Origin of the sequence: Comamonas thiooxydans (assembly GCF_000964545.1) — a bacterium.
In the GTDB taxonomy this organism is placed as follows: Bacteria; Pseudomonadota; Gammaproteobacteria; order Burkholderiales; family Burkholderiaceae_C; genus Comamonas; species Comamonas thiooxydans.
Genome location: NZ_BBVD01000004.1, coordinates 34208 through 46918 on the forward strand (window position 1 = coordinate 34208; position 12711 = coordinate 46918).

11 protein-coding genes are annotated in these 12711 nt (G+C 61.7%); all 11 read right to left on the reverse strand.

Going from position 1 to position 12711, the window contains the following annotated elements; translation table 11 throughout:
• Positions 1-4 precede the first annotated feature (4 nt).
• A complete protein-coding gene (gene mraY / locus Cth01_RS05400; protein ID WP_012839831.1) occupies positions 5-1183 on the reverse strand; it encodes a phospho-N-acetylmuramoyl-pentapeptide-transferase in 1179 nt (392 codons plus the stop codon).
• Complete coding sequence (locus Cth01_RS05405; RefSeq protein WP_034393404.1) at positions 1174-2601, reverse strand: UDP-N-acetylmuramoyl-tripeptide--D-alanyl-D-alanine ligase; 1428 nt, start codon at positions 2599-2601, stop codon at positions 1174-1176. Before Cth01_RS05405 ends, mraY begins: the two co-directional genes overlap by 10 nt.
• Entirely contained in the window at positions 2598-4103 is a 1506-nt protein-coding gene (locus tag Cth01_RS05410; RefSeq protein ID WP_034354343.1) for a UDP-N-acetylmuramoyl-L-alanyl-D-glutamate--2,6-diaminopimelate ligase, read from the reverse strand. Before Cth01_RS05410 ends, Cth01_RS05405 begins: the two co-directional genes overlap by 4 nt.
• Complete coding sequence (locus tag Cth01_RS05415; protein ID WP_003068995.1) at positions 4100-5848, reverse strand: peptidoglycan D,D-transpeptidase FtsI family protein; 1749 nt, start codon at positions 5846-5848, stop codon at positions 4100-4102. Before Cth01_RS05415 ends, Cth01_RS05410 begins: the two co-directional genes overlap by 4 nt.
• The gene (gene ftsL / locus Cth01_RS05420) at positions 5845-6126 is read right to left on the reverse strand and encodes a cell division protein FtsL (protein WP_003068998.1); all 282 of its coding nucleotides are present in this window, start codon (positions 6124-6126) and stop codon (positions 5845-5847) included. Before ftsL ends, Cth01_RS05415 begins: the two co-directional genes overlap by 4 nt.
• Positions 6127-6169: 43 nt before the next feature.
• Positions 6170-7099: a 16S rRNA (cytosine(1402)-N(4))-methyltransferase RsmH gene (rsmH, locus tag Cth01_RS05425; RefSeq protein ID WP_003081144.1), complete on the reverse strand. Its 930-nt coding sequence runs from the start codon at positions 7097-7099 to the stop codon at positions 6170-6172.
• A gap of 9 nt (positions 7100-7108) precedes the next feature.
• Positions 7109-7537, reverse strand: a complete 429-nt coding sequence (mraZ, locus tag Cth01_RS05430; protein ID WP_003051254.1) for a division/cell wall cluster transcriptional repressor MraZ — start codon at positions 7535-7537, stop codon at positions 7109-7111.
• A 354-nt stretch (positions 7538-7891) separates the two neighbouring features.
• Positions 7892-9211, reverse strand: coding sequence for an ATP-dependent protease ATPase subunit HslU (hslU, locus tag Cth01_RS05435; RefSeq protein WP_003051251.1), 1320 nt, complete (start codon positions 9209-9211; stop codon positions 7892-7894).
• A 76-nt stretch (positions 9212-9287) separates the two neighbouring features.
• On the reverse strand, positions 9288-9833 hold the full coding sequence (hslV, locus tag Cth01_RS05440) for an ATP-dependent protease subunit HslV (protein ID WP_003051248.1): 546 nt from the start codon (positions 9831-9833) through the stop codon (positions 9288-9290).
• A gap of 147 nt (positions 9834-9980) precedes the next feature.
• Entirely contained in the window at positions 9981-11708 is a 1728-nt protein-coding gene (locus Cth01_RS05445) for an STAS domain-containing protein (protein ID WP_045838692.1), read from the reverse strand.
• A gap of 46 nt (positions 11709-11754) precedes the next feature.
• Positions 11755-12498 carry an RNA polymerase-binding protein DksA gene (gene dksA, locus Cth01_RS24110; protein WP_003069012.1) on the reverse strand — a complete coding sequence of 248 codons (744 nt, stop codon included), beginning with the start codon at positions 12496-12498 and terminating at the stop codon, positions 11755-11757.
• Between the last annotated feature and the right edge of the window lie 213 nt (positions 12499-12711).

The window sequence follows — 12711 nt, forward strand, 5'->3', positions numbered from 1 at the left end:
GCGACTACCTCAGCTTCAGGGTGGACAGGCCCAGCAGGCACAGCAGCATGGTGATGATCCAGAAGCGGATCACGACCTGGGTCTCCTTCCAGCCGCTCTTCTCGAAGTGGTGGTGCAGCGGTGCCATCTTCAGCAGACGGCGGCCCTCGCCATAGCGCTTCTTGGTGTACTTGAAGTAAGTCACCTGCAGCATCACCGAGATGGCTTCCGCCACAAAGATGCCGCCCATCACGGCCAGCACGATTTCCTGGCGCACGATCACGGCAATCGTGCCCAGAGCAGCGCCCAGCGCCAGCGCGCCCACGTCGCCCATGAAGACCTGGGCGGGATGTGCGTTGAACCAGAGAAAGGCCAGACCGGCACCTGCCATGGCGCCGCAGAACACCATCAGCTCGCCCGTGCCGGGGATGCTGGGAAACAGCAGGTAGCGAGCATAGGTGGCGTTGCCGGTCACATAGGCGAAGATGCCCAGCGCCGTGCCCACCATGATGACGGGCATGATGGCCAGGCCGTCAAGGCCGTCGGTCAGGTTCACGGCATTGCTGGCGCCCACGATGACCAGATAGGTCATGACGATGAAGCCCAGCACGCCCAGCGGGTAGCTGACTTCCTTGAAGAAGGGCACCATCAGGCCGGCCTTGGGCGGCAGATCCATGGAAAAGCCCGACTGTACCCAGGAGATGAACAGCGCGAAGACCTCGGCATTGCTGTTCTCGGAGATGCAGAACACCAGATACAGGGCTGCCAGCAGACCGATGACGGACTGCCAGAAATACTTCTCGCCCGAGCGCATGCCCTCGGGGTCCTTGTTGACGACCTTGCGCCAGTCGTCCACCCAGCCAATCGCGCCAAAGCCCAGCGTGACCAGCAGCACGATCCAGACAAAGCGGTTGGACAGGTCGAACCACAGCAGGGTGGATACGGCAATCGAGAACAGAATCAGCACGCCGCCCATGGTCGGCGTGCCGCTCTTGACCAGATGGGTCTCCATGGCATAGCCCCGCACGGGCTGGCCGATCTTGAGCGCGGTCAGCATGCGGATGGCCTTGGGACCTATCCACAGGCCGATCAGCAAGGCGGTGACGGCGGCCAGCACGGCGCGCAGCGTCAGGTACTGGAAGACGCGCAGAAAGCCGAACTCCGGCGAGATACCCTGCAGCCATTGAGCCAGCATCAGCAGCATGCGGCCTCCTCGCAGTTGCCCTGCTTCTTGTCTGCACAGGCCTCAATGCTCTGCACCACTTGCTCCATCTTCATGAACCGCGAACCCTTGACCAACACGCTACCTACCTTGGGTAAAACTGCGCACACCGCCTGCTGAAGGGCGGACATGCTATCAAAATGCCTAGCTCCGCTGCCAAAGGCAGAGGCCGCAAACGCGCTCTGGTCACCCAGAGCAAAGAAATGGGCAATACCTGCCTGCTGCGCCAGCGCGCCGGCCTCGGCATGGAACTGCGGGCCGTCATCGCCCACCTCCCCCATGTCGCCCAGCACCAGCAACTGCGGTGCGGGCAGCTCGGCCAGCACGGCAATGGCGGCGGCCACCGAGTCGGGGTTGGCGTTATAGCTGTCATCGACCACCGTGACGCCCTGACCATTGATCTGCACGGCCAGCGCGCGCGAGCGGCCCGTCACAGGCTCGAAGCCGGAGAGTCCCTGTGCAATGGCAGGCAAAGGCACACCGGCGGCATGGGCGCAGGCAGCCGCAGCCAGTGCGTTACGCACGTTGTGGCGGCCGGCAATATGCAGCTGCACGGCTGCCACGCCTTGCGGGGTGTTCAGCGCAAAACTCCAGGCTCCGTTGGCCCAGACCACATCGCTGGCAAAAACCTGAGCCCCATCAGCGGCCTCGCCAAACATCAGGCTGGGGCGGCCAGCGCTCAGCTCGGTCCACAGCGGCGTGTATTCATCTCCGGCAGGGAAGATGGCCACGCCGTCCTTGGGCAGAAAGCGCAGCACCGATCCGTTCTCGCGCGCCACCGCCTCCACGGTGCCCATGAACTCCTGGTGTTCACGCTGGGCGTTGTTGACCAGGGCCACCGTGGGCTGACCGATGGCAGCCAGCTCGGCAATCTCGCCGGGGTGGTTCATGCCCATCTCCAGCACCGCAATGCGATGCGCGTCCGTCATGCGCAGCAGGTTCAGCGGCATGCCTATGGAGTTGTTGAAATTGCCGCGCGTGGCCAGTGCTGCCTCGCCCTGCCCGCCCACATGCGCGCGCAGAATGGACGCGATCATTTGCGTGACCGTGGTCTTGCCATTGCTGCCGGTCACGGCAATCAAGGGCAGATCGAACTGCGCACGCCATGCTCGTGCCAACGCGCCCAGTGCCAGCAGCGTATCCGGCACTTCGATGCCGGCCATGCCTGCAGCCTCCAGCCCATGGCTGGCAATGGCCGCCACAGCACCGGCGGCCTGCGCCTGAGGCAGAAAATCATGGGCGTCAAAACGCTCGCCCTTCAGGGCCACGAACAAGTCCCCGTTCTGCAACGTGCGCGTATCGGTGTGCACGCGTGTCAGCTCCAGCTGGCCGTTGCCGACCAGACGGGCTTGGGGGATATGCGTCTGGATCAGCTCCAGCGCTTTTGCCAGGGTCATCATGACCGAATCTTTCCTTCGCGGGCTGCGAGCGCCTTCTGCGCCTCAGCCATGTCGGAGAACGGATGGCGCACGCCCTTCGTCTCCTGATAGTCCTCATGTCCCTTGCCGGCAATCAGCACCACGTCGCGCGCATCGGCACGGGCAATGGCTTGGGCAATGGCCGCCGCGCGGTCGGCCTGAACATGCAATGCCTGGCCCGCCTGCATGCCGGCCAGGATCTGGTCGATGATGCTTTCGGGCACTTCACTGCGCGGGTTGTCGCTGGTGACGAAAACGCCGTCGGCATGCGCCTGGGCGGCCTGCCCCATCAGCGGACGCTTGCTGTTGTCCCGGTCGCCGCCGCAGCCGAACACACACCACAGCTTGCCCTGGCGCTGCCGCGCGGCGGGCTGCAGCGCGCGCAAGGCTTTTTCCAGCGCATCGGGCGTATGGGCATAGTCCACGGCCACCAGAGGCTGACCGGGCTTGACGATCTGCTGCATGCGACCGGGCACGGGCTCCAGATCGGCGCAGGCCTGTACGGCCTGCTCCAGCGTCAGGCCCAGGCAGCGCAGGGTGGCCAGCACCCCGAGCAGATTGGAGACGTTGTACTGACCGACCAGACGCGTATTCATGCGCAGGCTGTGACCAGCTTCCAGCACGGTAAAGCTCAGGCCCTCGTCGCCCAGACCGATGTCCTTGGCCTGCAGGCGAGCCGGTCCCTGGATGGAGACGCTCCACACATCCATGGCGCGGCCTTGCAGCCTGGCCCAGAGCCTGGCGCCATGCGCATCGTCGATATTGACCACGGCGGCCGGCAGGCCGGGCCAGTCGAACAGCTGGGCCTTGGCCTGCCAGTAGGCATCCATGCTGCCGTGGTAGTCCAGGTGGTCCTGCGTGAAATTGGTGAACAACGCCACGCGAATCTTGCTGCCGTCCAGACGGTGCTCGACGATGCCGATGGACGATGCCTCGATGGCACAGGCGGCAAGACCCTGGTCGGCGTAGCTGCGGAACGCACGCTGCAGCAACACCGGGTCCGGCGTGGTCATGCCTGTCGACTCCAGCGCAGGCGGCACGCCCACACCCAGGGTGCCCACCAGCGCACAGCCGGTGCGTGTGTTCAGCGTCACTTTCGAGAGCGCATGCGCCAGCCACCAGGCTGTGGTGGTCTTGCCGTTGGTGCCGGTCACGGCCAGCACGTCGAGCTCGCCACTGGGATGTGCAAACCATTGGTCGGCAATCAGTCCCGTCGCGGCCTTCAGGCCCTTGAGAGCTGCAATGCTGTCGCCGCTCAGATCGAAGGCCTGCAGACCGTCGGCCTCCACCAGCACGGCGGCGGCGCCCTGCTCCAGAGCCTTGCCCACATAGGCTCGGCCATCAGTGGCAGCACCGGGCCAGGCGACAAAGGCATCGCCGGCCTTGACCTTGCGGCTATCGGTCTGCAGGTCACCCTGCACGCGGCTGCGCAGCCAGGCAACGGCCTCGGCTGCATTGTTCAGGATTTGAATGGGGGTGCTCATAGCACAGGCTCCTCAGCGGGTGCAGCCACGATCTGAGGCTTGACTTCCTTGTCGGGCTGAACGCCCATGAAACGCAATGTCTGCTGGACCACGTCCGCAAACACCGGGCCGGCCACCGTGCCACCGTAGTAGGAACCTGCCGTCGGCTCGTCCACCATCACGGCCACGATGATGCGCGGCTTGTCGATGGGAGCAATGCCCGTGAACCAGGCCCGGTACTTGCCAGCGGCATAGCTCTTGCCCACCTGCTTGCGGGCAGTGCCCGACTTGCCGCCGATGGTGTAGCCCTCGGCCTGGGCCTTCTGGCCGGTACCGCCTGGGCCTGCAGCAAGACGCAGCATGTGCAGCACCGCCTCGGCATTTTCCTTGGAGATCACACGCACGCCCACAGGAGGCTCGTTCGTTTTCAGAATCGTCGAGGGAATGACATTGCCGTCGTTGGAGAACACGGTGTACGAACGTGCCATCTGGAACAGCGAGGCCGACAGGCCATAGCCATAGGACATGGTGGCCTGCTCGATAGGCTTCCAGGTCTTCCAGGCACGCAGACGACCCGAGACCGCGCCCGGGAATTGAATCTGCGGCTTCTGGCCGAAGCCCAGCGCACTGAAGTACTCCCACATTTCCTGAGGTGAGAGCTTTTGCGCCACCTTGGTCGCGCCCACGTTGCTGGACTTCTGGATCACGCCCTCCACCGTCAGCGCGCCGTAGTTGTGCGTATCGGTGATGGTGGAGCCCGTCACCGTGTAGCGGCCGGGTGCGGTATCGATGATGGTGCTCGGCTTGACACGCTTGAGCTCCAGGGCTGCGGCCACTGTGATGGGTTTCATGGTCGAACCCGGCTCGAAGGTATCGGTCAGCGCGCGGTTGCGCAGCTGCTCGCCCGTCAGATTCTTGCGGTGCCCCGGGTCGTAGCTCGGATAGTTCGCCAGGGCCAGCAGCTCGCCGGTGTGCGCATCCATCACCACCACGCTGCCTGCCTTGGCCTTAAAGGTCTCGACCTGCTGCTTGAGTTTCTGGTAGGCGTAGTACTGGACCTTGCTGTCGATGGACAACTGAATATCTTGCCCATCCTGCGGCGGCACTTCATCGCCCACGCCCTCCACCACGCGGCCCAGACGATCCTTGATCACACGACGCGAGCCAGCCTTGCCGGCTAGTTCCTTGTCGAACGCCAGCTCCATGCCTTCCTGACCATGGTCTTCCACATTGGTGAAGCCCACGATATGCGCCGCAGACTCCCCTTCGGGATACTGGCGCTTGTATTCCTTGCGGTTGTAGATGCCCTTGATATTGAGCGCCACGATCTTCTGGCCCACATCCCAGTCCAGCTGACGCTTTACCCAGACAAAGGTCTTGTCCTCGACATCCAGCTTCTCCATCAGGGAGCGCAGCGGCATGTCCATGAGGCGCGCCACTTCCTTGAGCTTTTGCTGGACCTCAGGGTCCTTCAGATCCACGTCCTCGGGAATGGCCCAGATACTGGCCGCAGGCACGCTGGACGCAAGAATCAGGCCATTGCGATCCAGCAAACGGCCACGGTTGGCCGGCAGCTCCAGAGTACGCGCAAAGCGCACCAGGCCCTGACGCTTGAAGAAGTCGTTGCCGAAGACCTGCACATAGGCTGCACGCGCGCCCAGGCCCACAAAACCCAGCGCCAGCGCAGCCACGATGAACTTGCTGCGCCACAGCGGTGTTTTCGAAGCCAGCAAAGGGCTGGTGGTATAGAGCACGCTGCGTGTCATTGCGCAGTTCCTGCAGCCGTTTCATGCACGTACTGCGTAATGGCCTGAGAAGCCTGCTTCATCTGCAGCTTTTCGCGCGCCAAGGTCTCGATGCGCTGAGGCGCGGCCTGAGCACGCTTTTCCACCTGCAGGCGCAGTTGATCCGTCGCCAGCCGACGCGCCTCTGCCTCGGCACGGTCCAGCTCGGTGAACAGACGACGCGACTCATACTGGGTATGCACCAGAAAGATGGCGCTGGTCATGACCGCCAGCAGCAGCAGCAGGTTTATGCGCAGCATGGCAGCCCTCCCGCAGCCATGCTCGGAGCGGCATGGCGATGCATCATGCAGGCACCTCGGTGCGCTCGGCGACGCGCATCACGGCGGAACGCGAACGAGGATTGGCATCCACCTCGGCAGCACTGGGCTTGATTCGCTCCAGCGCCTTCAGACGCATGGGCGTGGGAGGCGCAAACGGTGCACGGCGGTCGTAGACCTCCTTGGAATGCTTGGCAATGAACTGCTTGACGATGCGATCTTCCAGCGAATGGAAGCTGATCACGGCCAGACGGCCGCCGGGAGCCAGCACGCGCAGACTGGCTTCTAGCGCTTGCTCAAGCTCCTGAAGTTCGGCATTGATGAAAATCCGAAGAGCCTGGAAGGTCCGTGTTGCCGGGTTTTGCCCAGCCTCGCGGGTCTTGACCGCGCCAGCCACGAGTTGGGCCAGCTCGGCAGTGGTGCGTAATGGGCCCTGGCTTTCGCGCCGAGCAACAATCGCCTTTGCAATGGGGCCAGCAAACCGTTCTTCGCCGTAGTCACGTATCACCTCCGCAATCTGCTGCACTTCCGCATCTTCGAGCCACTCGGCCACACTCTGACCACGCGTGGTGTCCATGCGCATGTCGAGGGGGCCGTCAAAGCGGAAGCTGAAGCCCCGGTCCGGGTTGTCGATCTGGGGCGAGCTCACCCCCAGGTCCATCAACACACCCTGCACACTGCCTTCGGGCAGTTCGCCAAGATGGCGAAATCCTTCATGCCGAATCGAAAAACGCGCATCGGTGATGCGCGCCGCCTCAGCAATTGCGTCCGGGTCTTTGTCGAACGCGATCAAGCGCCCGTCCGGCCCCAGCCTTTGCAAAATGAGCCGGGAATGACCGCCTCGACCGAACGTCGCATCGACCCACTGGCCAGCGGGCGGCTCGGCGGCACCACCCAGCAGGGCGTCCACGGCCTCGTCCAGCAAGACGGTGATATGTTGCAACGGCTGATTCACAAGCACTTCCTACAAAACAAAATCCTGGAAAGCCGCCGGCATCGGTTGCTGGCGCGCTTCCGCTTCGCGCATTTCATATGTGGCCTTGTCCCAGACCTCGAAATGCGCCCCCATGCCCAGCATCAAGACCTCTTTGGTCAGACCTGTGGCCTCACGCAACTCGGGCGAAATCAGCAGCCGACCGGTTGCATCCATCTCAGCATCCATGGCATTGCCCAGAAAAATCCGCTTCCACCACTGAGCCGTGATCGGCAGTTGCGCGACGCGTTCGCGAAACTGCAGCCACTCGGGGCGCGGAAACAGCAACAGACAGCCATCGGGATGCTTGGTGAAAGTGACCTGCCCCTCCGCCAAGGACAAAAGGGCGTCACGATGCCGGGTCGGCACTGAGAGCCGCCCCTTTCCATCGAGATTCAGCGAAGACGCCCCTTGAAACACGGCAAGTTACTCCGGTCATCTGGAGCCGCTCGTTCCCCAAAAATGGGCACGAGGGCAGCTTTCACCACTTAATTGCACTTTTTTGCACTGTATCAGCAATTTAAGGTGAATCCAAACCCGAAGGAACAATTATTTGCAATGAAATCAAGCACTTAGAGAGAAAAAGAAAAGCCTTATTCTGAAAATACCTTTCCTTTACAAGCACTTAGCAAAGTCAATGCAAGTGGACTCTCATTAGGAGGCGTCAATTGCAACCATTCAATTCAATGGAAAGAACTGATTTAAGTCTCGACCTTCTCCTACAAACGCAAACTGCCCGCACAGGCGGGCAGCTCGCTTCAAGCGCTCGGTTCTTCAAAGAATGAAGCGCGACAGATCCTCATCCTTGCTCAGCACCTGCAGGCGCTGATCCACATAGGCTGCATCGATCACCACGGTCTGACCCGAAAGCTTGGCCGCATCGAAGCTGACTTCGTCAAGCAGACGCTCCATCACTGTGGACAGACGCCGTGCACCGATGTTTTCGGTACTCTCGTTGACGTCAAAGGCAATCGTTGCCAGACGCGTGATGCCCTCGGGCTTGAACTCCAGAGTCACGCCTTCGGTCGCCAGCAGCGCCTGATATTGCTTGACCAGGGAGGCGTGAGTCTGCATCAGAATCGCCTCGAAGTCCTGTACCGACAGAGATTCCAGTTCCACGCGAATGGGAAAGCGCCCCTGCAGCTCGGGAATCAGATCGCTGGGCTTGGACAGGTGGAAAGCACCCGAGGCGATAAACAGAATGTGGTCTGTCTTGACCACACCGTACTTGGTCGAGACGCTGGTACCTTCGACCAAGGGCAGCAGGTCGCGCTGCACACCCTGACGCGATACATCGGAGCCACTGGTTTCCTGGCGCGTCGCCACCTTGTCGATTTCGTCGATGAAGACAATGCCGTTTTGCTCGGCATTGGCAATGGCGCGGGTCTTGACGTCTTCCTCATTGACCATCTTTGCTGCTTCCTCATCGGTCAGCAGCTTCAGGGCCTCGGCGATCTTGAGCTTGCGCGTCTTGCGCTTTTCCTGGCCCATATGGCTGAACATGCCACGCAGCTGCTCGGCCATCTCTTCCATGCCCTGGGGGCCCATGATCTGCACCTGAGGCATCTGCTCGGCGATGTCGATCTCGATCTCCTTGTCGTCAAGCTGACCTTCGCGCAACTTCTTGCGGAAAACCTGACGCGCCGTGTTGTCCGCGGGTACCTCGCCGGTGCGGGCCTGCGGGATCAGCACATCGAGAATGCGCTCCTCGGCAGCATCTTCGGCGCGGGCACGCATCTTCTTCATGTCCGACTCGCGCGTCTGCTTGACGGCAACTTCGGCCAGATCGCGGATGATGGCGTCCACATCCTTGCCCACATAGCCCACTTCGGTGAACTTGGTTGCTTCGACCTTGATGAAGGGAGCATCGGCGAGTTTTGCCAGGCGGCGGGCAATCTCCGTCTTGCCCACGCCCGTGGGGCCGATCATCAGAATGTTCTTCGGTGTGATTTCCTGGCGCAGGCCCTCGGGCACCTGCTGGCGGCGCCAGCGATTGCGCAATGCAATCGACACCGCGCGCTTGGCACCATGCTGGCCGACGATGTGCTTGTCAAGCTCGGAGACGATCTCCTGGGGAGTCATGGCAGAAGACATGTGAATTCTCAGTCAAATATGCCTCTAGCGCCCATCCATAAAGCGCCAGCAGCTATCAATTCGGATAGACGAGTGCTTACAGCGTCTCGATCGTGTGATTCATATTGGTGTAGATGCACAGCTCGCCGGCAATCGCCAGGGATTTGCGCACCACATCTTCGGCCGACAGCTCGGTGTTGTTGAGCAAGGCCTTGGCTGCGGAATGCGCATAGGCGCCGCCGGAGCCGATGGCCACAATGCCCTGCTCGGGCTCCAGAACATCGCCATTGCCGGTAATGATGAGCGAGGTCGTCGCATCGGCCACGGCCAGCATGGCTTCAAGCTTGCGCAGCACGCGGTCGGTACGCCACTCCTTGGTCAGCTCGATCGCGGCGCGGGTCAGGTTGCCCTGATGTTTTTCCAGCTTGGCCTCGAAGCGCTCGAACAGCGTGAAGGCATCTGCGGTTGCCCCCGCAAAGCCCGCCAGCACCTTGCCGTGATAGAGCTTGCGCACCTTGCGCGCCGTGCCCTTGATGACGATATTGCCCAATGTGACCTGACCATCACCGCCGATGGCGACTTGCACGCCCTCGGGAGTCTGGCGGCGCACGCTCAAAATGGTGGTGCCGTGAAACTGTTCCATCTGGAGCAGATGGGGACAGACAAGATCGACCTCAAGAGGCCCAGAAAAATTAAATTTGCAGCGCTTGCTGTGGACAAGGCCTCAAACGGCCCGACTCCAGCCGGAGACGCAGTCTCTCGGGGGAAGGCGGCATAGCCTCTCAGGGAGCTAGTCCCTCCTTGGGATCACCTGTGCATGTTCCTGAATGCCAACAACATTGAAGAACACCGCCAGCAACTGGTGCAACTGACTGAACTGCAACACATGACCCAGCTCCTGCATCTGCGCAGCCCAGTTCAGCACCGAGCCTGCGGCAGCAAAGTCCATGCGCACCAGGCGCGCGCAGTCAATGGCGATGGCTTCGCCAAGCTTGGCCTTTTCCTGAACCTCGGCCAGCCAGGGCAATGCATCGCCGTCGATCACGCCTTGCAGCGCAAAACGCGGCTGATGCTCCTTCCAGAGCATGCCGGGCTGAATCGTCTCCGGCCCCAAGAGCCGGCTATCCTTGGCACGCAGGTTCTGCGCCTGCCCTTCATTCGAATACGCACAGACCGGATCGTCCCACGAGGGTGGCGACAGCTCGTAGGTCACGCAATAGTCCAGCGCCGTCAGCTCAAATTCGTCCTGCAGATGCATCAGGCGCTGCATGGCCAGACGCAAATACCACCAGTCCTGATCGACGGCTCGATCACCGGAAGGGGTGTGCTTGCTGAGCACGGCCTGCAATCTTTCATGACCGGCAAAAACCAGTGATCCCTTTTCGTCGGCCCATCGATGTGCCGCATCCAGCAGCGGCTTCTTCACGCCGGGGTCGAGGCTCTCCAGAACGCTCCAGTCCATGACCGAGCTGCCGACGCTGCGCGCCTTGCTGGCCAGCAGCGCCTTGAAGCCAGGCTCATCCAAATGCACAGGAGCCTGCCAGCGAAAACCGGTCTGCACTGCTGCGGCATCCGGCGCGGTTTCGCTAAGCCTGCCCGCCTGCTGCGGCATCACAAACCATTGCGGTGCCGAACGACCGAAGCGCGCCACAAAGTCCATGGCAGCGTCTTCAAACTGAGCCTGCATGCCTGCTGCGCGGTACATGTCCAGCAGTGCCAGCCAGACCTGCAACTGCGCCGGCGTATCCTGAGCACGCTCGGCAATCAAGGCCTTGAGGCTGGTCTCGGCTGCGACGCTGTCACCGCTGGCAAAGACAATCGCAGCATCCTCCAGCGCGGCGTCATGCTCGAAGCGCGCAAAGGACGGCGGAACCATGTTGATATCGGTTGGAGCGGAGACCTCGGTCGTGGCAAACGCTGGTGAAAAGTCTGTCTCGCCACGCAGGCCCGGCAAAGCAACAGGATTGCCCTGCCGCCCCGATTGCGGCAGCTCCAGATCGCTTGGCAACACATCCTGAAGCAGCGGCAACGTGCTGATCGAAAGCGGCTGGCTTTTAAATACCGAAGGCATGCTGCCTCCGCCCTCGGGCAGTTGCAGCGGCATGGTGGCGGCATCAGCGGCCAGCTTGCCGCGCCACCATTGCTGGGCCATCTGCGCTTCGATCTCGTCGATCTTCTTGATGGTTTCTGCGCGCTCGCCCGGCACGGAGCTTTGGGCAGTCTGCAAAAAAGAGGAAGGTGCCAGTGGGGTCGGCGTCTCGAGCGGAGCCCTGGCAGTCACCGCCGTCTTGGACAGCTGAGCCTGACGCAGCTTGCGCAACTGGTCAAACTCGCGCTTTCGCACAAAGTCGTTCTGGCGCTTGCGCTCCAGCATCTCCTTTAGCGCCTGCTTGCTGTACTGGCTTTCTTCGCTGTCCTGGTTGAGATTCTCCAAATCGGACCAATTCACGGTCGGGTGGCGCACGAAACGCACCACCTTGGACAGCAACCCTCCCGACTTGTTTTCTTCTTTTGCCATGGTCCTCTACTTTGCTGCCTGCAGCCCCGCCAACGCCTGACGCAGATCAATCGCCGTACATCTTCTGCTTGAGTTCACGGCGCTGCTGGGCTTCCAGCGACAGTGTAGCCGTGGGGCGAGCCAGCAGCCGTCCCACCCCGATGGGCTCGCCGGTTTCGTCGCAGTAGCCGTAGTCGCCGGCATCGATGCGGGCAATGGACTGGTCGATCTTCTTGAGCAGCTTGCGCTCGCGGTCACGGGTGCGCAGCTCGAGAGCGTGCTCTTCCTCAATGGTGGCACGATCGGCAGGATCGGGCACCACGACGGTGTCTTCACGCAGGTTTTCCGCAGTCTCGCCCGCATTCACATGCATATCGTTCTTGAGCGCGACCAGCTTGCGACGGAAGTAGGCCAGCTGGGCGTCGTTCATGTAATCGTCATCAGACATGGCCAGCACTTCAGCATCGGTCAGCTCCTCTACCGACTTGGTCTTCCAGGCGTTGGCCAGCTTGGGATCTTTCTTGGGCACAGCTTGCTTTGTGTTGGTCATTGCTTTCGTATCTCTCATGGTTGCCGCAGCCTTGACTGCCGAAGCTGCCAAGGGCGGAACATCTGTTTCAGGCTGCCGCGCTGGAGGCGATGCAGAACGCTTGGATCTGGACGATTTGGAAGATTCTCCCGCTGCTGCAGGTACCAGCACCGGGTTGTCCAACGCGGCGTCCACCAAAGAGGTCTCGACGCTGCGGGGGTGCACAGCCGCTGCCGCAGCTTTGGCTGCAGCCTTGGGCAGATTACTTTTCACAGCGGTCACGTCCTGTCTCCTTACAGTACAGAGCCCTTGCAGGGCCGGATTGCTCCAACACCCTCTTTAGGGCCGGCATTGTAGCCACGCCAGTCCCCCCAGCCCGGCTCCGTTGCACATACCCCACAATTTGCAACAAAGCCTGCGCCTGTTTCGGTCAGTTTGCGAGAAATAACAGACAAACAAAACGGCCTGCTTGGCAGGCCGTCAGTCATTGTCAGC